Here is a 22,679-nt window from a genome sequence, read left to right on the forward strand (position 1 = left end):
TCTTAAAACTTATAAGGTTAGAGTTAGTGTAGTTGCTTTATCGCGATATGCGAGTTTTACCCAGTGGCCGTGCGTGATGTTGCGACTTCCTTTGAGAAACGAATGCTTAATAAAGGAATAACGTACGGAATTGATAAAAGGGGACGCACTATAAACCCAATTTCATGGGGTATGTCAATGGTTAGTCATGACGGATTTATGTCTCAGTTTTGAGTCGGTTAGTGTAGGAAACCTTAAAAATGGCAAGGTTTATGTTAGCCAAATCTCAAAATTCAGCCCGCTAAAGAATGCTTTTTCTCATTAATTAATAAAAACAAAACTTGAAGTGTGTAGCCTTAAGCAGTAACGTTGCGCGGTTTTTCCTAATAAACTTGAATTGCTAAGGTAAAGGTTTTGATTTCCACAGCGAATATTACTCAACAATTTGGCGCTAAGCCGCTATTTGAAAACATCTCAGTTAAGTTCGGCGAAGGTAACCGCTACGGCTTAATCGGGGCTAACGGTTGTGGTAAATCAACCTTTATGAAAATCCTGAGCGGTGAGCTTGAACAAACAAGCGGTAACGTAAGCTACGATCCAAACGAGCGCGTTGCAAAACTGAACCAGGACCAGTTCGCGTACGAAGAATTCACTGTAATCGATACAGTAATCATGGGTCACAAAGAGCTATGGGAAGTGAAGCAAGAGCGTGACCGCATCTACTCACTTGCTGAAATGAGCGAAGAAGACGGCATGAAAGTGGCTGACCTAGAAGTTCAGTTCGCGGAAATGGACGGTTACATGGCAGAAGCAAAAGCGGGTGAGCTTCTTCTTGCTGTAGGTATCCCAATGGAGCAACACTTCGGTCTAATGAGTGAAGTTGCACCGGGTTGGAAACTTCGTGTGCTTCTAGCGCAGGTTCTATTCGCAGACCCTGATGTAATGCTTCTTGACGAACCAACCAACAACTTGGATATGGACACTATCCGTTGGTTGGAAGACACGCTAAACGCGCGTAACTGCACAATGATCATCATTTCGCACGACCGTCACTTCCTAAACTCAGTATGTACGCACATGGCTGACTTGGATTACGGTGAGCTACGTGTTTACCCTGGTAACTACGACGAGTACATGACAGCGGCTTCTCAAGCTCGTGAACGTCTACTGAACGACAACGCGAAGAAGAAAGCACAAATCGCTGAGCTACAAACGTTCGTTGCGCGTTTCTCTGCAAACGCATCGAAAGCAAAACAAGCAACATCTCGTGCGAAGCAAATCGACAAGATCAAACTGGACGAAGTAAAAGCGTCTAGCCGTCAAAACCCATTCATTCGTTTTGAACAGTCTAAAGAGCTATTCCGTAACGCTCTGATTGTTGAAAACCTAAGCCAAGGTTTTGAAGAAGACCTGTTTGCTAACTTCAATGCAATTTTTGAAGTCGGTGAGCGCGTTGCAATCATCGGTGAGAACGGTGTGGGTAAAACAACCCTACTGAACACACTTGCTGGTGTACTAGAACCACGTACTGGTGAGTTCAAATGGTCTGAAAACGCGAACATCGGTTACTACGCGCAAGACCACGCACATGATTTTGCTGAAGACATGAACCTGACAGATTGGATGGGTCAATGGCGTCAAGAGGGCGATGACGAGCAAGTTGTTCGCAGCTTCCTAGGTCGTATGTTGTTTGGCCAAGACGACATTAAGAAGTCAGTAAAGGTACTGTCTGGTGGTGAGCAAGGTCGTATGTTGCTTGGTAAGTTAATGATGCACAAACCAAACATGCTGCTAATGGACGAACCAACCAACCACATGGATATGGAATCGATCGAATCATTGAACACGGCACTAGAGCAGTACAAGGGCACATTGTTCTTCGTATCGCACGACCGTGTATTCGTAGACTCGCTAGCAACACGCATCATCGAAATCCGCGATGGTAAAATCACAGACTTCAAAGGCACTTACTCTGAGTTCCTAAAATCTCGTGGTATCGAAGGTTAATCCTTCTTCTGAATAAAGAAAAAGACCTCATCGCGAGGTCTTTTTTATGTCTATTCTTCGTTAATGCTAATGCTTTGCTAGCGCTAGGTTGTGGCGTTCAATCCTTAAATTGCCTCATTAGATAAGCATAAATCCCAACGAGCCCGAAGGTAATGATCATCGAAACGATGATGCCGCTTGGGGTGAGTAGATAATTCCAAAGCTGATCGTTGTTCATAGTTCACATCCTTTGTGAATCCACATGATAGTTTAAGTCTAACTCATCTGACGACTTATGACGACTTAGTGAGAGGTTATTGATTCCCTTTCACGTCAAAATCAATCTTCTCTGCACCAGTAAAGACTTGGAAGCGTAAGCCTTTCGCACGAGCGATGGTGGTGATGCCAAACTTTTTCGCCAGATCTAAACCCATTTGAGTAACGCCTGAACGAGAAAGCAAAACAGGGATACCCATCTGTGCCACTTTAATCACCATCTCTGATGTAAGGCGGCCCGTTGTGTAGAAAATTTTATCTTCACCTGTCTCTTGGTTAAGCCACATTTCACCCGCTAGCGTATCAACCGCGTTGTGACGACCAACATCTTCCACAAAAGACAGAACTTCATTGCCTTTACATACCGCACAGCCATGCACCGCACCTGCTTTTTTGTAGGTATCGTTGTAATGCGTCAATGCTTCAAGCGCCGCGTAGATTTCAGATTGCTTCAAAGGTACTTGTGGCACTTGGTAATCTTCAAGCTGCTTCATCACGTTGCCATACATAGTGCCTTGACCACACCCAGACGTTACCGTCTTCTTCTTCAACGCGCCTTCTAGGTGCTCAGTATTTTCTTTGGTGATAACCGCAGCTGAGTGCGTTTCCCAGTCAATAATGACCGATTCAATCGCTTCAGGATCAGACAAGAAGCTCTGGTTCTTCAAATAACCCAACACAAGCGCTTCAGGGCGAGAGCCAAGCGTCATTAGCGTAACGACTTCCTTCCAGTTCAACATCACCGTAAGAGGGCGCTCACAGGCGATTTGCTTAGTTAGCTTCTCACCGTATTCGTCAAACACTTCTACTTCGATGGTCTGTAGGGGATTTTCACTGGTTTTAATAATGTTTGGTTTTACCACAGTCATGTCCTAATGAATGAGAGAGCCGATACACGCTCTCATTAATGGGTCTATTCGTCTTAACGCTACAACAAAGCAATTCTCATTCCAAAATAGCCGTTATGCGAGAAATTGCGAGGCTTTAGGTCAATTCAATGCAAAAACCGCGATATCGCAGTAATGACACAAATATCGGTCCGCGTATCGACTAGTTTTGATCTTGGGGAGAATTTGAGTTTGATTTGGCGCGTTTATTGCTTTGTACCGCTAAAATGGTTGAAAGCAAAGTACAAAATGTCCTTTTCTGTCTTAAAGCCAACATAGAACAAACTGGGTGAGTTATGTCGGATAAGAAACAGTTCGAGAAAAATGAAGATTCATGGTCGATAGGCGTGGATCTTGTAGAGCATGAGATCAGTACCGGTATTTGGGTCACGACCCAATGGCAACTGACGGGATTTGAAATTAACCCAACCGAAGACACTCAACACGTGTGCTTGCTGCAATTGCACAAAGACGAGCGCACCGATTACCGCTTTAACCTGAGCTCGCAACAACCAAAGCTTTTTTTGGTTATGGATAATGTCGACTCTGGTGATACACCGACGATTCAATTGCTTACGGCGTCTCAAACTGTCGCTGCGCAATATATGGATGGCGATAACCTAGTATTATCAAATGATATGCCGTTAGCCGTTCAAGCTTGGATGGAAGCCTTTATTGGGCGTCACGGTGAGTTGTTAGAAGTAAGACGTAAGAAACGCAAAGGAGCGGGCAGAGCAAATGGCAACTAGTTTTTTTAGCCGTTGGTCGAAACGTAAATTAGAAGAAACCACTGCAGAGCCTACAGACGCGAAGGTTGTGGGCTCTGTTGAATCTACTGAACCAGAAACCGCGCAAGCTCATGAAGAATTAAGCACGGAAGCGCAAACATTGGCTACCGAAGCTTCTGCCATAGAGACTGAATCTCAAGAGACATCCAGTGAAACTACTGATCCTGAAGAGATGTCTGTAGCGCAGTTATTGGTGTCTGAGGCTTCAGAGAGCGTTAAGAAAGCCGCATTGCGTAAGATGTTCTTATCAGAAGAGTTTAACGTTCGTGATGGCTTAGATGATTACGATGATGATTACAGTAACCTCAAGTCCCTTTCTGAAGGGGTGGCTGAAACACTTCGTGATTGGGTAAAAGAGAAAACGGAAGAAGAACCAGCAGAAGAAACGACACAATCAACTGAATCTCATGAAGAAAGCGATATTGAATCGGCTGATGTAGAACTTGCTGAAGGTGCCGAAATTCCCGAAGAACAAAAAGAACTGGATATAAACACAGTATCTAATAAAAGTGATATTCTAGAGACAAAACTAGCCCCTGAAGAGGTGGGACAAAATATACCACACAAAGAATAGGTACATTTTGACTAAACGCTCAATGAACCGGCTGAGACAAAATGTCCCAGTCGGTTTTTTTATCCCTACTATTTCTAAGATAAATACCTAACCTATTGAAAATTAGCCGGTATTTAATTGGCACGACATTTGCTATCTGTTGCTCATTACCATTCTTGTTGAAGTTAGACCATTTGCCTAACAGGCAGTGATAACCCGGGTGGGACTACCTAAAAGGGGTAGTTACTGACGAGTTAATCAGCAGAATCGCCTGCGCTAACTACAATGAAAGATGGAAGAAACTATCCATGCGTATAAATGGAACTGAGCAATGTTGAAACAACTATTAGAACAAGCAACTTCCAATAACGGTAAAGCGCGTCTGTATGCGTTTGAGAATACCGTAGAGTTGACCAATCTTATTCCACCAACGGTGAGCTACGAGAGTGGCGGTAATACACTGATTGTTGGACCGACTGCCATCATTGAGAGTGCAGCCGCGCAGCTATCTCAAATGAACAGCCTTACACTTCTTTCTACAGACGGAGAGAAAGGTACCAATCCAGAACTGTACTTTGCAAACTCAGTTCAGGTTTCTGGTTTCCTAGGTACGTTTGAAGTGCTTATCGAAAATAACGGTCTAACAAGCAACCTAGCAAAAGTCGCTATCAATAGTGATTGTTTCGATGTTGTTCTCGATCTTTGTCTAAGCAGCTGTATGTCAGAAGAGGTTCCGGTTCCGGGTTACTACCCAGTGGGACGCGGTTATCCAAAACTGGCTGAAGCGCTAGAAGAGATCCCAACATTAATGGGTACGTTTGATAAGCCAAAATTCTTCCGTCTGGATACTGACCTATGTGCGCACAGTTCTCGTGGCGTAAAAGGTTGTGAGCGTTGTGTAGATGCTTGTCCTGCTGGCGCATTATCAAGTGAAGGCAGCGATAAAACCGGTCATCGCATCGAGATTAACCCATACCTATGTCAGGGAGTGGGTACTTGTGCAACGGCTTGTCCGACAGAAGCGATTCATTACGCGCTACCTAATCCTGAAGATACGCAAAAATTCATTGAACGCACGCTAGCGAACTACGAGCAAGCGGGCGGTCTCGATCCTATCGTTCTTATCTGTAGCTCTCGTCACGAGACTTACAATGTGATGGCACTGAAAGCGCTACCAGATAACGTGATTCCAATTGTGGTTGAAGAGCTGCCTTCTATCGGTATCGATACATGGTTCGCCGCTCTAGTTAATGGCGCGACGCAAGTGCTATTTGCAGCTTCTCGTTTTATGCCTGCAACCATCATTCGTGTTTTGAACAATGAAGTGGGTATCGCGCAAGAGCTATTGGATCAACTTGGTATCGCAAAAGAGACCATCGATATCCTTTACTTGGAATCGCTTCGTGAAGGTCCTCCAACACTTTGCACTGATTCATTCGACCTTGCCCTTGGCGATCTTCAAGGTAACAAGCGTCAGCGTTTGTTTACTGCGCTGGATGCAATGTCTTCTTCTCGTATTCCGGTTGAGAATATTGTTGAACTGCCTGCGAACGCGCCTTACGGCAATGTTTCTTGTGAGAGCAAAGATTGTACGTTGTGTATGAGCTGTGTGGCAGTTTGTCCAACACGTGCGCTTCATACCGATGGTGAATCTCCATCACTTAAATTCGTTGAACAAGATTGTATTCAATGTGGTTTGTGTGAAAAGGCATGTCCAGAGAAAGTTCTGACTCTAACGCCACGCATGAACTGGGTGAAAGAAGAGCGCCAAAAAGCGGTTGTGATTCACGAAGAGAAAGCCGCGGAATGTATTCGCTGTCATAAGCCATTCGCACCTCAGTCTATGATCGACATGCTACAAAACAAGTTACGCGGTCACTCTCATTTCTCCGATGAAGCGGCGATCAATCGTATCGCGATGTGCGAAGACTGCCGTGTGATCGACATGTTTGAGTCGATGGCAGAAGACCCAATGAAACAACTGAAATACTAGGAGCTCGCAGTGGATACACAACGAGAACAAGAACAAACACTGAGAACAGAGATCTACTTGGTTTTGTCAGCGCTTTTCCGTAGCGCACCAAGTGAAGAGATGATCGAGTTCCTGACTTCTCTAGAAGTTGAACCATCAGAAAGCGCAATGCAAAAAGCGTGGATTGCGCTTCAGCAAGCGGCGAAAGATTCCAACCGCGAAGCGCTAGAAGATGAATACCAAGATCTTTTCATTGGTATCGGTCGTGGTGAAGTGATGCCATTTGGCTCATGGCACATGACGGGTGCAATGATGGAAAAACCACTGGCTGAAATTCGTCACGATTTGGAACTGCTTGGTTTCGAGCGCGATGAAAATGTGAAAGAGCCGGAAGACCACATCGCAGCACTTTGTGAAGTGATGTCGATGCTAACGGGTGAAGAAGAAGATCTTCAACAAGCGGTGTTTAACAAACACATCGCACCTTGGTTTAACTCTTTCACTCAGCAACTAGAAAACGCAGAGAGCGCGAACTTTTATAAGCCAGCAGCTCAACTGTGTGAGGCGTTCTTAACACTGGAACAAGTGCGCTTTAGCGTGAACACCAAAAGCAGTAAGCACAAATTAAAAATTGATGTGAAAAACGTCACTGATTACGAGTAATCGAGCAGTACTTGGTCATATCGATAGAGGGGCAATAGCCTCCAAAGATCTACCGTAAGGTAAGGAAGCAATGATGAAAGATAATAAAGAAATAAACACAAGCCGTAGGGATCTCCTGAAAGGCTTAACGACTGCAGCCGTAGCTGGTGCGGTTGTCGCTGGTACAACAAAAGTGGCAAGCGCTTCAGAAACGGTTGAGCCTTCTGAAAAAGACGTGAAGAAGAAAGGGTATCGTGAAACTCAACACATTCGCGATTACTACGACACACTTTAGGAGATAACGGATGAAACTTGTCAAACGCTCCGACAGTGTGAGCAAAGAAACCAATCAGCTTGGCGTTTCTCGCCGTGCATTCATGAAAAACACCTCGCTTGCTGCTGGTGGTGCGGTTGTAGGTGCAAGCCTTTTTGCACCGGGCATGATGAAGAAAGCGCAAGCTAAATCGGTGGATCCAGAAGCGAAAACAGAGGTCAAACGTACCATCTGTTCTCACTGTTCTGTAGGTTGTGGTATCTACGCTGAAGTTCAAAACGGCGTATGGACAGGTCAAGAGCCTGCATTCGACCACCCATTCAACGCTGGTGGACACTGTGCAAAAGGCGCAGCACTGCGCGAACACGGTCACGGTGAGCGTCGTCTGAAATACCCAATGAAGCTTGAAAACGGTAAGTGGAAGAAGCTTTCTTGGGATCAAGCGATCGAAGAAATCGGTAACAAGGTGATGGATATCCGCAAAGAGTCGGGTCCAGATTCCGTTTACTGGTTGGGTAGTGCGAAGCACAACAACGAACAAGCGTACATGTTCCGTAAGATGGCGTCGCTTTGGGGTACCAACAACGTTGACCACCAAGCACGTATCTGTCACTCAACAACCGTAGCAGGTGTTGCAAACACTTGGGGTTACGGTGCGATGACCAACTCGTTCAATGACATGCACAACTGTAAGTCGATGCTGTTCATTGGTTCAAACCCTGCAGAAGCGCACCCTGTTGCGATGCAGCACATCCTAATCGCGAAAGAGAAGAACAACTGTAAGATCGTTGTTGCGGACCCTCGTCGTACTCGTACCGCTGCAAAATCGGATCACTACGTATCTCTACGTCCGGGTTCTGACGTTGCGTTTATTTGGGGCGTGCTATGGCATGTCTTCGCGAACAACTGGGAAGATAAAGAGTTCATCCGTCAACGCGTATTCGGTATGGATGAAATCCGTGCAGAAGTAGCGAAATGGACACCAGCAGAAGTTGAGCGCGTAACTGGCGTTCCTGAGTCTGAAGTTTACCAAACAGCGAAATTGCTTTCTGAAAACCGCCCGGGTTGTATCGTGTGGTGTATGGGTGGTACTCAGCATACGACTGGTAACAACAACACACGTGCTTACTGTGTACTTGAGCTTGCGCTAGGTAACATCGGTAAATCGGGCGGTGGTGCAAACATCTTCCGTGGCCACGACAACGTACAGGGCGCAACTGACCTTGGCGTACTATCTGACACGCTACCAGGCTACTACGGTCTATCTGAAGGTTCTTGGCGTCACTGGTCAAAAGTGTGGGAAATCGATTACGAGTGGGTGAAAGGTCGTTTCGATGACAACGCTTACGGCGGTCAAAAACCAATGAACAGTGCAGGTATTCCTGTATCTCGTTGGGTGGATGGCGTTCTTGAAAACAAAGACAACATTCGTCAACGTGAAAATATCCGCGCCATGTTCTACTGGGGTCACGCAGTAAACTCTCAGACTCGTGGTCCTGAGATGAAGAAAGCGATGCAGAAGCTGGATATGATGGTTATTGTTGACCCATACCCAACAGTCGCAGCGGTAATGAACGATCGTACTGACGGCGTTTACCTGCTTCCTGCAACAACTCAGTTCGAAACACACGGCAGTGTGACAGCATCTAACCGCTCACTTCAGTGGCGTGATCAGGTTATCGAGCCATTGTTCGAATCTAAACCTGACCACGAAATCATGTACCTGCTAACTAAGAAGCTAGGTTATGAAGATCTGCTGTTCAAAAACATCCGTGTTGAGAACAACCAGCCAGTGATTGAAGACATCACTCGCGAATTCAACAAAGGCATGTGGACGATCGGTTACACAGGTCAAAGCCCAGAGCGTCTAAAAGCGCACCAACAAAACTGGCACACATTCCACAAGACGTCTCTAGAAGCAGAAGGCGGCCCTGTGAATGGTGAGACTTACGGTCTACCTTGGCCATGTTGGGGCACACCAGAGATGAAGCACCCAGGTACACACATTCTGTACGATACGTCAAAGACGGTTGCAGAAGGTGGCGGTAACTTCCGTACGCGTTTCGGTGTTGAATTCGAAGGTCAAAGCCTACTTGCTGAAGATAGCTACTCAAAAGGCTGTGAAATCAAAGACGGTTACCCAGAGTTCTCTGACAAGCTAATCAAACAGCTTGGTTGGTGGGACGACCTAACGGCTGAAGAAAAAGCAGCAGCGGAAGGTAAAAACTGGAAAACTGACCTGTCTGGCGGTATCCAACGCGTAGCAATCAAGCACGGTTGTATCCCATTTGGTAATGCAAAAGCGCGTGCGATTGTTTGGACATTCCCAGACCGCGTGCCGCTACACCGTGAGCCGCTATACACGCCGCGTCGTGACCTTGTAACGGATTACCCAACTTGGGACGACAAAGAAGCAATCTTCCGTGTACCAACGCTTTACAAGTCTATCCAGAAAGAAGACAAGTCTGGCGAGTACCCAATCATCCTGACTTCTGGTCGCTTGGTTGAGTACGAAGGTGGTGGTGAAGAAACACGTTCAAACCCATGGCTTGCTGAACTTCAACAAGAAATGTTCGTTGAAGTGAACCCGAAAGACGCAAACGATTTTGGCTTTAAAGATGGCGATGACGTTTGGGTTGAAGGTGCAGAGAAAGGTCGCATCAAGGTGAAAGCGATGGTAACTCGTCGTGTTAAACCGGGTCTGGCGTTCATTCCGTTCCACTTCGGCGGTAAGTTCGAAGGTGAAGACCTACGTCCTAAGTACCCAGAAGGTACGGATCCTTATGTTGTTGGTGAAGCAGCCAACACGGCAACCACTTACGGTTACGACCCTGTTACTTTGATGCAGGAAACTAAAGTAACCCTATGTAACATTCGTAAAGCGTAAGGAGTCTGACAATGGCACGAATGAAATTCCTATGTGACACCAAACGCTGTATCGAGTGTAACGGCTGTGTTACTGCATGTAAGAACGAAAATGATGATGCGCTTGAGTGGGGTATTCAACGTCGTCGCGTGGTAACACTGAACGACGGTGAACCAGGTGAAAACTCAATCTCTGTAGCTTGTATGCACTGTACAGATGCGCCTTGTATGGCAGTTTGTCCAGCTGACTGTTTTGAGCACACAGAAGACGGCATCGTTCTTCACAACAAAGATCTTTGTATCGGTTGTGGTTACTGTTTGTTCGCTTGTCCATTCGGTGCACCTCAGTTCCCGAAACAAGCGTCATTCGGTGAGCGTGGCAAAATGGACAAATGTACTTTCTGTGCAGGTGGTCCAAACACAGAACCAGGTTCTCTAGAAGAGCGTGAGAAGTACGGCGCGAACCGTATTGCTGAAGGTAAGCTACCTATGTGTGCGTCACTATGTTCAACAAAAGCACTGCTAGCGGGTGATGCAGAGAAAGTATCTGACATCTTCCGTCAACGTGTGGTTGAGCGCGGTGCGAAAAACGCAGGTTGGACAGACGGTAACGATCTTTCTTACGACGCAACCAAAAGCTAAGTAGGAGAGACACATGTTAAATACTCTTAAACGTGCGTCTCTTGTAATGCTGTCGATGATGACAGCATTACTGCTGACCTTTGCGATGCCAGCGTCTGCGCAAGAAGACACATCTCCAGTGGTACAACAGGAGATGACACAACTTGCAGGTGCAGATTTTTGGCGTCAGGTCAAAGAGGGGCAAGAAGGCTATACCACGTCGAAATCAGCGGAACACGGTGTGCTGATCAGTACTCCGGGTGAGACTTGGTACATTCTTAAAGAGAAATGGATGTCTCCTGCGGGCGCTGTCGCGATTTTCGGCAGTATCGCGATGGTTATCATGGCTTATGTATTCGTAGGTCCTCTGATGCTAAGCAAGCCACGTACTGGCAAGAAGATGAAACGCTGGTCTCGACTAGACCGTGCACTACACTGGAGCATGGCTTTTACCTTCTTAACGCTGGCATTCAGTGGTTTGATGCTGGTTTACGGTAAGCACTTCTTGAAGCCGTACGTACCCACTGAGTTCTGGGGCTTCATCGTCATGTTGGCGAAGCAGTACCACAACTACATGGGTCCGCTGTTCTTCATCTTGCTGATGTTTGTTCTACTGAAATGGTGGCGCAAATCTATCCCTAACATGACAGACATCCGTTGGTTCATGAAAATGGGTGGCATGGTTGGTAAACACAAAGGTACGCACCCATCAGCTGGTTTCTCGAACGGTGGTGAAAAGGCGATCTACTGGTTGTTGATCTTCTTCGGTGCTATCGCTGCAGTGAGTGGCTTAATTCTGGATTTCCCAATTTTCGGCCAAACTCGTCGCGATATGGAATTGTCTAACCTTGTTCACGCGATTTCGGCACTGATTCTTATCTGTGGCTTTATCTTCCACATCTACATCGGTCTATTCGGTATGGAAGGTGCGTTAGAAGGTATGGTTACTGGTGAAGTTGATGAGACATGGGCGAAAGAGCACCACGATCTTTGGTATGAGGAAGTGAAATCCAAAGAAGCGATGGGCGAAACAGATACGGCAAACACGGAACCAAAAGGAGCGAAAGCGAATGAACAAACCTCATAACGGGATTTGGGTTGCGTACATCCTGAGTTGTTTGACCCCGTTTACGTTCTTGATCTCAGGCGTTGTCGCAATCATTTACGCTGGGTACCGTTTGGATAAAGGCGAAGACAGCGACGTAGTGAACTCACATTACTACGGCTTGATTCGTACTTTCTTCCTATACCTAACGTTCTTTGTTGTTCTGATTGTAACGGTAGCAACATCAAATGGTGTGTTGATTGGTGTAAGTGATTACTGGATGCATAGTACGTTGCTAGACTCTGTTGCGTACTTTATTCCTTGGATTGGTATGTTGTTTGCTGCGTTGGCAATTCTTGTGTGGTTCCTACGCATGTACCAGGGTATGAACCAACTGCGCAATAACATGCCGCACAGACCGTCTACAGGTCCAAACCTGTAAATTCAATGGCTTTATTGAAGAGAAAGCCAGAGAAAAACAGTTTGTAAACATGCAAAACCCTCGACATTGATCGAGGGTTTTTTATATCGTTCAAACAAGCAAAGTCGAGTTAACAGTTTCCTTTCTTTGCTTGACCTGGTGGGCAGAAATCTCCGCCATGACCTGGATGCTTATTATCATCATTGGTGCTTACTTTGACTTTTACATCATCGAACTCACCCTCAACATTTGTAAGCTGACACCCTGCTAAAGTACCTAATAACATAAGGACAAGAGATACACGTCTCATTGTTTTTCCTCTCATTTTATCATTCTAATTAAGACCACTACGACCATGGTCTAATCCATATTACTACTGTTGTTATTCGTTCAGTGTTAAGCTAATGAAAAAGAACAACAAGGATAGGTTATGAATTTCCCTTATAGAAATATTGTAGTACTTACTGGCGCAGGCATCTCAGCTGAGTCTGGTATTCAAACATTTCGAGCTCAAGATGGACTCTGGGAGAATCATCGCATTGAGGATGTCGCAACACCTGAAGGGTTTGCTCGCGATCCCGATCTTGTTCAATCGTTCTATAATCAACGTCGAAAAAAACTGCAGGGCGAAGATATCAAGCCTAATGCTGCTCATATCGCGCTAGGACGTCTAGAAGAGCAGTTGGAAGGTAAAGTGACGATCATCACTCAAAACATTGATAATCTGCACGAGAGAGGCGGCAGTGCCAATATTATTCACATGCATGGTGAATTGCTTAAAGCGCGTTGTAGTGAATCCAATCAAGTTATTGAACATTCAGAAGACATTGAAACTGGCGAATTATGCCACTGCTGCCAAATTCCTTCGCAAATGCGCCCACATATTGTTTGGTTTGGTGAAATGCCACTGCGCATGGGAGAGATCTACGCGGCATTGGAAGAAGCTGACCTATTTATTTCTATTGGTACATCTGGTGTCGTCTATCCAGCCGCAGGCTTTGTACATGACGCAAAGATGCACGGTGCGCATACCATTGAGATCAACTTAGAACCAAGTGCCGTCGAGAGTGAGTTTGAAGAGAAGCGTTACGGTAAGGCAAGCATCGAAGTACCGAAGCTTGTTGACGAGATTCTTGCTCTGGAAAACGAAGCTAGCGCTTAAACAAGTTGGTAGAGTATCCATATAAGAAAGGCATCGAAGTGATTCGATGCGTTTTTTGTATTTTGGTGGTTTGTATTTTCGCTTGGTAATTTGAGCAGGATAGCTGGAGATACAAATAGTAAGTTTCAGATACAAGAAAAGCGACCGAAGTCGCTTTTCTAAACTATTTCGACAGACTGATTAGTTGTCTACTTTTAGCTTTTGGAAGTACTCATCGTAAAGCACGCTTGCTTCACCAACTTCGTCTTGCCATGTACCGCTGTCCATCACTTCTTGTGGTGGGAAGATGCTTGGATCGTTAGCAAATTCTTTCGGTAGAAGCTCGTGCGCCGTTTTCACTGGAGTAGGGTAACCTATCTCTAGTGCAATCTTAGCAGCGTTCTCAGGACGTAGTAGGAAGTCGATCATCTTATGAGCAGCATCAACGTTCTTCGCGCCAGCTGGGATTGCTAGGCTGTCCATCCAGAAGATAGTGCCTTTTTCTGGCCAGATGATATCGATGTTCGCGCCTTCTTGACGAGCCATGTAAGCTGAGCCGTTCCAAAGCATACCAAGCGATACTTCACCTGCTAGGTATGGGTTTGCTGGGAAGTCTGAGTTAAATACCAATACGTTTGGCATCAGTTTTTTCAGCTCTTCGTAAGCCGCTTTGATTTCGTCTGGGTTAGTCGTGTTTGGTGAGTAACCAAGCTTAGTCAATGCAATGTGGAATACTTCACGAGAATCATCCATCAGCATTAGTTGACCTTCCCACTTGCTATCCCAGAAATCATCCCATTTAGAAACAGACGATTTGTCTAGCATGTCAGCATTGATACCAATACCAGTCGCACCCCAAATGTATGGGATAGAGTAGTTGTTGTTCGGGTCGAACGGTTTGTTCAGGAAGTTGGTGTCTAGATCAGCAAAGTGAGACAGTTTCTCTTTGTCGATCTTTTGCAGCATGCCTTCTTTACGCATTTTAGATACGAAATAGGTAGACGGTACTACCAAGTCGTAACCAGAACCTTGAGTTTTCAACTTCGCGTACATGCTCTCGTTAGACTCGTACGTAGAGTAGATAACTTTGATGCCAGTTTCTTTTGTAAAGTCTTCAAGAACTTCGTTTGGAATGTATTCCGACCAGTTGTAGAAATACAGTTCTTGATCAGCAGCCATTGCAGGGGTAGCGATTAGCGTCGCCGCACACAGTGCGCTTGCGTAGAATTTACTTTTCATTTTATTTCCGTTTTGTTCAGCAATAGGACAAATCAATACTAGTAACAGAAATCGATTTGAGCCAAATTGCGATAAGCACAATCCTGTTTATTTGGGGTACGAATGATGAGCGTTATGACTTCGAGAGACGATAATGTTCATAGCCGCAGCAAATAAACCTAGCAACGTGTAATTATATCAGTCAATTACAAAAATAGGCAGCGTATTGCTGCCTATTTTCATTTACTAGATGGCTTATTAAGCGATTATTGACCCGCTTTCAGCTTTAGGAAGTAATCTTCGTACTTCACTGTCATGTCGCCAACAGAATCTTGCCATTCAACGCGGTCAAGGTCTTCTTGAGAAGGGAACAGTGGTGCTACGTCTTTGAATTTAGCATTAGATTCTGCAACTGCTGTTAGGTAACCCGTATCAGCCGAGATTTGCTCTGCGATTTCTGGACGTAGTAGGAAGTCGATCATCTTGTGAGCTGCTTCTACGTTCTTCGCACCAGAAGAGATTGCGAAGTTATCAACCCAGCCGATACCGCCTTCTTTAGGGAATACAAGCTTCAGGTTCATACCTTCGTTTTGAGCTGCTGCTGCACTACCGTTCCAAAGCATACCAACGCCAACTTCGCCAGACATGTATGGTGCACCTGGGTTGTCAGAGTTAAATACTAGAACGTTAGGCATTAGCTTTTGTAGCTCAGCGTACGCTTCATCGATTTGTTTTGGATCCGTAGAGTTACCAGAGTAACCTAGTTTGCGTAGCGCAATGTGGAACACTTCACGAGTGTCATCCATTAGCATTACTTGACCTTCAAGCTCAGGTTTCCATAGGTCAGCCCAGCTTTGGAAGTCATTTGGATCGTACATGTCAGCGTTCACCGCTAGACCTGTAATCGCCACAACGTGAGGAATAGAGTAGTCGTTATTTGGATCGTAAGGCTTGTCTAGGTAGTTTTTATCTAGGTTGCCGAAGTTTTTCAGCTTAGTCTTATCGATCTTTTGTAGCATGCCTTCGTCACGCATCTTCGCTACGAAGTACGTTGAAGGTACTACTAGGTCATAACCTTGGTTATGAGTTTTTAGCTTTGCATACAAAGTCTCGTTCGACTCGTAAGTCGAGTAGATCACTTTGATGCCAGTTTCTTTAGTAAATTGCTCTAGGATATTACTGTTGATGTAAGGACCCCAGTTCATAAATACTAATTCTTTATCATCCGCTGCCGCTGTACCAGAGAACAGAGAAAGCGCACATGCACTACCAGCTAATAGAGTAGCCCATTTTTTCATTGACGTTAGCTCCAAACCAAACGTTGTCCAATTTTGGACGATAGATAGAAAAACAGAATGGCATGTAACCATTCTGTTTCGCGATGTTAACGGGTGCGGATTCTACTTTACTTTTTCTCTTGCTAGCAACTGAGAAATCACTACCAAGACCAAAGAAACAATCAACATCACCGTTGCAAGGGCGTTCACTTCCGGTGAAATACCCACCTTAACCATTGAGTAAATCTTCAATGGCAAGATTTCGTAAGTTGGACCTGTTACAAACGAGCTAATAATTACATCGTCCAGAGACAGGGTAAAGCTCAGTAGCCAACCCGCAGCAACCGCTGGCTTAGCAAGAGGAAGGATGATCTGCTTCAAGATTACCCATTCGCTTGCGCCAAGGTCTTTTGCTGCTTCCAACATCTTCACATCAAAGCCATTTAAGCGGCTGTACACTGTTACCACAACAAACGGTAGACAGAAGGTGATGTGAGCAATCAATAGAGTAAAGAAGCCAAGCTGTGCGCCTAATACTAGGAACAGAGCAAGCAATGAAATCGCCATTACAATATCTGGAGACATCATTACGACAAACAGCATGCCGTTTACCGCACCTTTACCTTTGAACGAGTAACGGAATAGGGCAACTGCTGTCAAACTACCAATAATAGTAGCAGCTGTTGCAGAAAATACCGCGACGTTCAATGAATGCCATGCAGCCTGCATTAGGCTGTCGTTATTAACTAAGGTTTCGTACCACTTGGTGGTAAAACCACCCCATTTCATACCAAATTTGTTGGCATTAAATGAGTTAACAATTAAGACGATGATTGGCAGATACAAAAATGCATATACCAGCGCCATAAAGCTAAATCTAACTGTGCGTCCCATTAGTCTAGCTCCACTTTCTTATTCAATAGTTTGCCTGCTCTGTAGTAAGCGTAAAGCATCACAGCCATTGCGAAGGTGAGGGCGATACTGGTCGCAGCACCAAATGGCCAGTCACGAGCGTTCAATACCTGACTCTTAATAACGTTACCGATCAGTAAGTTCTTCGCACCGCCAAGAAGGTCAGAGATGTAGAACATACCTAGTGCAGGTAGAAGAACCAACAAACAGCCACCGATAATGCCAGGCATTGTCAGAGGTAGAATAACGCGTGTAATGGTTTGAAACTTGTTCGCACCAAGGTCTTTTGCTGCCTCGATATATGTGTCGTCTAACTTCTCGATTGCCGAGTAAAGTGGCAAAATCATAAATGGAAGCAAGATGTACACAAGACCAATCATTACTGCTGTTTCGGTATACATTAAACGCATTGGCTTATCGATGATTTCCATTGCCATCAACGACTTGTTCAAAATGCCTTGAGTACCTAGAACAATCTTTAAGCCGTAAGTACGGATAAGAGAGTTAGTCCAGAACGGTACAATCACCAAGAACAACATGAACGGACGCCATTTTTCAGGCATTTTCGCTACGATGTAAGCAAATGGGTAACCAATCACCAAACACAACAAAGTTGCGATGATCGCCATGTAGAAAGAGTGCATCAGCACCTTTGCGTACAAAGGATCGAGTAGGCGAAGGTAGTTGTCGAAAGTAAACGTTAATTCAATGAGGTTCGCTTCATCACGCGTCAAGAAACTTGTACCGATAATCATTAGGTTTGGCACTAACACGAACAGTGTTAACCAACCAACGATTAGGGTAATGATCGCGTTCTGAAGATTAAGCTTCTTGCTTATCATTTAGTACTACCTCCCAGCTCTCAACCCAAGTAATAGCGACTTTCTGGCCGAGAGAGTGGTCCACATCTGGATCATCTTCGTTAAAGAATTCGCTTACCATCACGCGCATGCCTGAATCCAATTGGATAACAGAATCAAGCGTCATACCTTTATAGGTACGCTCAGTTACGTGACCTACGATGCCTTTTTCTTCAGACTCTTTGATCTCTTCGATTCGTAAGTCTTCTGGGCGAAGTAGTACTTGTAGTTTGTCACCGGCTTGTGCTTCTTGATCGTAGTAAACAACGGATTCAACACCTTCAATCTCTGCGCGAATACGTTTCTCGTCGATACGATCTAGCATGGTTGCGTTGAATACGTTGATCTCACCGATAAAGCGAGCAACAAATAGGTTCTTAGGTTCTTCGTAGATCTCACGTGGAGAGCCATCTTGCTCGATAACACCGTCGCGCATAACAATAATGCGGTCAGACATCGATAGGGCTTCTTCCTGATCGTGCGTAACGAAGATAAAGGTAATACCAAGTTGACGCTGTAGTTGTTTAAGCTCGATTTGCATTTGCTTACGTAGTTTGTAATCAAGAGCAGATAGAGATTCATCTAGCAGCAGTACTTTTGGCTTGTTCACAACCGCACGCGCAATGGCGATACGTTGTTGCTGACCACCAGAAAGTTGGTGAGGCTTACGCTGTGCCATTTTTTCTAGGCGAACCATGCGTAGCGCATCCATAACTCGTGGCTCGATCTCTGCAGCAGGTGTTTTCTGCATGCGAAGACCAAAAGCAACGTTTTCAAATACGGTCATATGAGGGAAGAGAGCGTAACTCTGAAATACCGTGTTGACGTGCCTTTGCTCTGCAGGAACCTGTGTTACATCTTGGTCATCTAATACGATTTGACCGTTATCTGCCGTCTCAAAGCCCGCGATCATGCGTAAAACTGTTGTTTTACCACAACCAGAAGGACCAAGAATCGTCAGAAACTCACCATGATTAACATCCAGATTTAAATTACCGATGATTTCCTTGCCATCGAAACTTTTGCTAATACCAGATAGACGAACTACTGGCTTTCCTGCTTGCTGTTTAGCGTTCAACGTCTGTATTTCTCCCACGTTCAAATTGGGTTTCGACCAATTGATGTGACATTAGTCATTCACTTTTGAGGCGCGCATCATAATCACCAAAATTGTGAAATCAAAGCATTTTCTTATCTTGAAACAGAAAAAATTTTGCAGGCAAAAGTAAACATTCCTTACCATACTGTTTTTATGGGGGTATTCAATTTTCCGCTATACATAAGCAAGGCATTAATTTCTTCAGCAAATGTTTTCAATTTCATGGATTTGCGAGTGGTTAATTATCGACCAAATAGCAGATTTTGCAAGTATTGAGGCCGACTTATGATTTTAGACGTGGAAAGATTTCTTTATAATAACGCCCTTATTAATTAACTGGTTTTCCAGAAAAATCTTACAAGTTAGCCTTGGATTAAATATGAACAACGATTTTGAGAAAGATTTCAATCTTGGAGGGAGTGTAGAGCGAGCTCTTTCTGGCAAGTATGAACTAAAAGCTGCAGCCGTTTTTAGTGAAGCTTGGCGCACCACCATTCTACAGTTTTTGTCCTTCTCACCTGCGATTATTCTTTTGCTTTTCGTACAGTTGGGTATCTTCTATATCGCACTGCAACTTCAACTGGGTGATCCAGGCGTAATCCTTGATGCTATTCAAGACCCAGAATCTTTTACCACTGACATCGTTTCCGCTATTTATGTGGCTAACTTTAGTTACGAAGTGATCAGCGCGCCGATTTATGCTGGTATCAGCTTAATGGCGATGAGCCACGTTGCTGGGTTACGAACCAAGATCCGTCATGTGGGCAAAGGTCTTCAGTTTACGGTACCAGTGATTCTAGCAACGCTGTTTAGCTTGATGATGCAGGGTGTAGCGGGAATGATTTTCCCATTGCTGTCTCTGTATCTTTCTTTAGCGTTTAGTCATTCTATCTTATTGATTTGTGAGAAAAGAGTACCGCCAATGCAGTCACTTCTTTTGTCACTTCGTGCCATCAACAAGAAGCTTTTTGTCGTCGCAGGGCTTTACTTAGGCGTGATGTTGATGTTTATTGTTGCTACAATGTTCTACGGAATTGGCTTGATCTTCGTGCTACCGTTCTTCTTCCATTTGAAGGGAATCCTGTATCGCGAAATGTTTGGTATCAAGTTAAAGATCGTAGCGACACAGCAAAATGATAACGATCACGATGGTAACTCTCAGGTGTTTGATGCCTAAATCTTTAAAATCAATGAGTTTACGAGTGGCGGCTATCACAATAGCCGCCACTTTTGTTTCTGTAGGACCATATTTGCACTACGACCGCGAATATCGCAATGCGATTGACTCGCAGGTGGTACATGGCCCGGTCACACACCCAGATTTGTCTAACCTCCCTTATATTGGTGACATTCCTGATTTCAACTCGATTAAGAACACGAAAGATAAGAAGACAGCGTTCTTCGACTTCCTTCGACCGAAAATAGCTTTAGAAAATCAACGAATCGAGAAAGAGCGTGCATTCCTAACGTCTTTAAAAATCGGCGAGGTGAGCTCAGAGCAAACCTCTTACGCTGAACGTTTGGCTTCGCTTTACTCTTACCCATTGCAAGAAGGTACGGTGACACAAGCTTGGCTAGATGAAATGTTCAAGCGTGTCAACGTGTTACCTGAGGCGTTGGTTTTAACCCAAGCCGCCAATGAATCTGCGTGGGGAACCTCTCGTTTTGCCACTCAAGCAAACAACTTGTTTGGTCAATGGTGTTATAAGAAGGGCTGCGGAATTGTCCCGGCACATCGTGGGGCAGGAAAAACGCATGAAGTAGAAAAATTCGACACAGTACAAGAGTCGGTGCACGGCTACTTTATGAATGTGAATCGCAACCGTGCTTACGCTGATTTACGCGACATTCGTGCTAACTTAGCAGAGAAACACAAGGATTTGTTATCTGTGGCGACGGCATCGGAGCTAACTCATGGTTTGCTCGCGTATTCCGAACGTGGCATCGCTTACGTTAATGACTTACGTGCGATGATTCGTCACAATAACGCTTACTGGACACAATAGAAGAAATAACGGATCGGATGAAGAAGTTAAGCCTAAGTTTACTAGGCAGTGCGGTACTGGTCTTAGCATCGCCTGCAACTCACGCGCAAGAATACATGTTTACGTATTCTAAGCTCTACACACAATTGAAGAACAATGCGAAAGAAGGGCATGACGACGTTAAAGTCGGTGTCTTTTTTGTCGACGCAGACACTAAGAAATTGTGTGAGATAGAAAAAGCATGGATGGAAAAAGAAGAGCATTACGAAGAGTTTGTTATTCCGGCTTCTAAAGAACTTCCTATTCCGATCGACAAGAACTTGAAGTCAGCGAACCCACTTGTCTTCGTCCAAACGCCGAAAGACACACGATGTGATTACTCTTTAGTTGTGATGACCAAAGAGCCATTACAGGGTAACGTATCTTACGAGCAACTTACGCCTTTGATGCCCCAAATGCAGGCTTTGCTTGAAGATTTAGGCGGTATGTTTGCAGGTTGGTTCACTCCAGAGGTTCAAGGCGTGACGATGGAATTTGCTGACGAGTTAAATGGCACCATTACATTCTCCAATGGCACAGAAAAAACCATAGTGAATGGTAAAGTTCAAGTCGCACTGAGTGATATTGGTGAAGGCGGACATATGACGCTTCCTCAACCAACGACTCGCGTTCTGCCTTATCTACCCAACGCGAAAAAGTAATCGTGATTTGATTTTGAAAGAGCTGCCATGGCGGCTCTTTTTTATTTTTATTGCCCATCGCGCTGTTTTAGAGTGCATTTATTGACGACTCGGTCACACAAACATTTAATCCTGCGTAAAAAGCTCGTATAATCCACGCCCCATAGAAACCCATGTTAGGAAGCCCTGGTCGATTTATCGGCGATGTGAGAGCCCGCAATGAACCAAGTAGATACAAGAAAAGAAACCCTAGAATTCAACAAGCTTCAGAAACGCCTAAGAAGAAATGTTGGAAATGCCATTACTGATTACAACATGATCGAAGAAGGCGATGTTGTAATGGCATGTATTAGTGGTGGTAAAGATTCATTTGCGATGCTTGATATCCTGTTGAATCTACAAAAGGCAGCACCAATCAAGTTTGAGGTGGTTGCGGTTAACCTTGACCAGAAGCAGCCAGGTTTCCCTGAGCACATTCTTCCAGATTACTTTGAAACACTGAACATTCCTTACTACATCGTAGACAAGGACACTTACTCAGTGGTTAAAGAAAAAGTGCCAGAAGGCAAAACGACTTGCGGCCTATGTTCGCGTCTTCGCCGTGGTACGCTTTACTCATTCGCAGAGAAGATCGGCGCGACTAAATTGGCGCTTGGCCACCACATGGATGATATCGTAGAAACGATGTTCTTGAATATGTTCCATGGTTCTCGCCTTAAAGCGATGCCTCCAAAGCTTCGTTCAGATGATGGCCGTAACGTTGTGATTCGTCCGTTGACTTACTGTCGTGAGAAAGACCTGATCAAATACGCAGAGCACAAAGAGTTCCCAATCATTCCTTGTAATCTGTGTGGCTCTCAAGAGAACCTTCAACGTCAATCGATCAAAGCAATGCTTATCGATTGGGACAAGAAAACACCTGGTCGCGTAGAAGCTATCTTCAAGTCAATCCAGAACGTAAGCCCAAGCCAGCTTGCTGACCGTGAATTGTTCGACTTTGAAAACCTTCCACTGGACCGTGAAGGAAATCGCGAAGAATACGAATTCAGTGAAGCTGTGGTATCGTCGACGAACATTGACGAATCAATGTTTATCGATGTGACCAACATCTAATTCGAAAAAAGGAGGCTAAATGAGCCTCCTTTTTAATTTGCGTGCCTCCAGGGCAGTAAACAGAATAAAAAATCCCCCAACAATT

The 22,679-nt window shown here is 44.8% G+C and carries 22 protein-coding genes; 15 read left to right on the forward strand and 7 right to left on the reverse strand.

The genetic code is table 11. The annotated features are described in order from the left end of the window. Positions 1-393: 393 nt before the first annotated feature. On the forward strand, positions 394-1,986 hold the full coding sequence (locus tag QTO06_RS09585; protein WP_039840898.1) for an ABC-F family ATPase: 1,593 nt from the start codon (positions 394-396) through the stop codon (positions 1,984-1,986). A 293-nt stretch (positions 1,987-2,279) separates the two neighbouring features. Here the strand turns inward: QTO06_RS09585 and QTO06_RS09590 are convergent, their stop codons facing one another. Beyond that, complete coding sequence (locus QTO06_RS09590; RefSeq protein WP_005427802.1) at positions 2,280-3,104, reverse strand: formate dehydrogenase accessory sulfurtransferase FdhD; 825 nt, start codon at positions 3,102-3,104, stop codon at positions 2,280-2,282. Between the two features lie 320 nt (positions 3,105-3,424). Here QTO06_RS09590 and QTO06_RS09595 point away from each other — a divergent pair, with 320 nt between their 5' ends. The 9 genes from QTO06_RS09595 to QTO06_RS09635 all read left to right on the forward strand — a co-directional run bounded on the left by QTO06_RS09595 (position 3,425) and on the right by QTO06_RS09635 (position 12,330). After that, positions 3,425-3,877, forward strand: coding sequence for a DUF3305 domain-containing protein (locus QTO06_RS09595; RefSeq protein ID WP_005445811.1), 453 nt, complete (start codon positions 3,425-3,427; stop codon positions 3,875-3,877). Continuing rightward, a complete protein-coding gene (locus QTO06_RS09600) occupies positions 3,867-4,490 on the forward strand; it encodes a DUF3306 domain-containing protein (protein ID WP_331407622.1) in 624 nt (207 codons plus the stop codon). Before QTO06_RS09595 ends, QTO06_RS09600 begins: the two co-directional genes overlap by 11 nt. 310 nt (positions 4,491-4,800) lie before the next feature. Beyond that, positions 4,801-6,462, forward strand: a complete 1,662-nt coding sequence (locus QTO06_RS09605) for a 4Fe-4S dicluster domain-containing protein (RefSeq protein WP_005441573.1) — start codon at positions 4,801-4,803, stop codon at positions 6,460-6,462. A 9-nt stretch (positions 6,463-6,471) separates the two neighbouring features. Further along, positions 6,472-7,104, forward strand: a complete 633-nt coding sequence (locus QTO06_RS09610; RefSeq protein ID WP_005441574.1) for a TorD/DmsD family molecular chaperone — start codon at positions 6,472-6,474, stop codon at positions 7,102-7,104. A 73-nt stretch (positions 7,105-7,177) separates the two neighbouring features. Further along, positions 7,178-7,378, forward strand: a complete 201-nt coding sequence (locus QTO06_RS09615) for a twin-arginine translocation signal domain-containing protein (RefSeq protein ID WP_005427585.1) — start codon at positions 7,178-7,180, stop codon at positions 7,376-7,378. 10 nt (positions 7,379-7,388) lie between these two features. After that, a complete protein-coding gene (locus tag QTO06_RS09620; protein ID WP_331407624.1) occupies positions 7,389-10,244 on the forward strand; it encodes a formate dehydrogenase subunit alpha in 2,856 nt (951 codons plus the stop codon). A gap of 11 nt (positions 10,245-10,255) precedes the next feature. Beyond that, positions 10,256-10,864 (forward strand): formate dehydrogenase FDH3 subunit beta, encoded by a 609-nt coding sequence (gene fdh3B, locus QTO06_RS09625; protein ID WP_005427693.1) that lies wholly within the window; start codon positions 10,256-10,258, stop codon positions 10,862-10,864. 13 nt (positions 10,865-10,877) lie between these two features. Beyond that, positions 10,878-11,930, forward strand: coding sequence for a formate dehydrogenase subunit gamma (locus QTO06_RS09630; protein WP_009706095.1), 1,053 nt, complete (start codon positions 10,878-10,880; stop codon positions 11,928-11,930). Next, positions 11,914-12,330: a membrane protein gene (locus QTO06_RS09635; protein WP_005427687.1), complete on the forward strand. Its 417-nt coding sequence runs from the start codon at positions 11,914-11,916 to the stop codon at positions 12,328-12,330. Before QTO06_RS09630 ends, QTO06_RS09635 begins: the two co-directional genes overlap by 17 nt. Positions 12,331-12,439: 109 nt before the next feature. On the opposite strand, the gene QTO06_RS09640 is transcribed toward QTO06_RS09635, so the two are convergent. After that, positions 12,440-12,619, reverse strand: coding sequence for a hypothetical protein (locus QTO06_RS09640; RefSeq protein ID WP_045374047.1), 180 nt, complete (start codon positions 12,617-12,619; stop codon positions 12,440-12,442). Between the two features lie 120 nt (positions 12,620-12,739). Between QTO06_RS09640 and cobB the strand changes: the two genes are divergently transcribed. After that, the gene (gene cobB / locus QTO06_RS09645; RefSeq protein ID WP_045380475.1) at positions 12,740-13,471 is read left to right on the forward strand and encodes a Sir2 family NAD+-dependent deacetylase; all 732 of its coding nucleotides are present in this window, start codon (positions 12,740-12,742) and stop codon (positions 13,469-13,471) included. A 180-nt stretch (positions 13,472-13,651) separates the two neighbouring features. On the opposite strand, the gene QTO06_RS09650 is transcribed toward cobB, so the two are convergent. From QTO06_RS09650 to potA, 5 genes are all read right to left on the reverse strand, one after another. Continuing rightward, positions 13,652-14,689 (reverse strand): extracellular solute-binding protein, encoded by a 1,038-nt coding sequence (locus QTO06_RS09650; RefSeq protein WP_045418766.1) that lies wholly within the window; start codon positions 14,687-14,689, stop codon positions 13,652-13,654. Between the two features lie 245 nt (positions 14,690-14,934). After that, positions 14,935-15,966, reverse strand: a complete 1,032-nt coding sequence (locus QTO06_RS09655; protein ID WP_009706099.1) for an extracellular solute-binding protein — start codon at positions 15,964-15,966, stop codon at positions 14,935-14,937. A gap of 102 nt (positions 15,967-16,068) precedes the next feature. Continuing rightward, complete coding sequence (potC, locus tag QTO06_RS09660; RefSeq protein WP_005389180.1) at positions 16,069-16,839, reverse strand: spermidine/putrescine ABC transporter permease PotC; 771 nt, start codon at positions 16,837-16,839, stop codon at positions 16,069-16,071. Beyond that, positions 16,839-17,699 carry a spermidine/putrescine ABC transporter permease PotB gene (potB, locus tag QTO06_RS09665; protein WP_331407628.1) on the reverse strand — a complete coding sequence of 287 codons (861 nt, stop codon included), beginning with the start codon at positions 17,697-17,699 and terminating at the stop codon, positions 16,839-16,841. The genes potC and potB overlap by 1 nt, the downstream gene beginning before the upstream one ends. Beyond that, positions 17,680-18,795 (reverse strand): spermidine/putrescine ABC transporter ATP-binding protein PotA, encoded by a 1,116-nt coding sequence (gene potA / locus QTO06_RS09670; protein ID WP_009706100.1) that lies wholly within the window; start codon positions 18,793-18,795, stop codon positions 17,680-17,682. The genes potB and potA overlap by 20 nt, the downstream gene beginning before the upstream one ends. 400 nt (positions 18,796-19,195) lie before the next feature. Here potA and QTO06_RS09675 point away from each other — a divergent pair, with 400 nt between their 5' ends. The 4 genes from QTO06_RS09675 (at position 19,196) to ttcA (ending at position 22,594) form a co-directional block, all read left to right on the forward strand. Then, positions 19,196-19,993 carry a hypothetical protein gene (locus tag QTO06_RS09675; RefSeq protein WP_331407630.1) on the forward strand — a complete coding sequence of 266 codons (798 nt, stop codon included), beginning with the start codon at positions 19,196-19,198 and terminating at the stop codon, positions 19,991-19,993. Beyond that, positions 19,986-20,822 (forward strand): glucosaminidase domain-containing protein, encoded by an 837-nt coding sequence (locus tag QTO06_RS09680; RefSeq protein ID WP_331407632.1) that lies wholly within the window; start codon positions 19,986-19,988, stop codon positions 20,820-20,822. Before QTO06_RS09675 ends, QTO06_RS09680 begins: the two co-directional genes overlap by 8 nt. Before the next feature lie 17 nt (positions 20,823-20,839). Continuing rightward, positions 20,840-21,502 carry a DUF2987 domain-containing protein gene (locus QTO06_RS09685; RefSeq protein WP_331407633.1) on the forward strand — a complete coding sequence of 221 codons (663 nt, stop codon included), beginning with the start codon at positions 20,840-20,842 and terminating at the stop codon, positions 21,500-21,502. A gap of 198 nt (positions 21,503-21,700) precedes the next feature. Next, positions 21,701-22,594, forward strand: coding sequence for a tRNA 2-thiocytidine(32) synthetase TtcA (ttcA, locus tag QTO06_RS09690; RefSeq protein WP_005441601.1), 894 nt, complete (start codon positions 21,701-21,703; stop codon positions 22,592-22,594). Positions 22,595-22,679 lie beyond the last annotated feature (85 nt).

This window comes from Vibrio sp. M260121 (assembly GCF_036533715.1).
Taxonomy (GTDB): Bacteria; Pseudomonadota; Gammaproteobacteria; order Enterobacterales; family Vibrionaceae; genus Vibrio.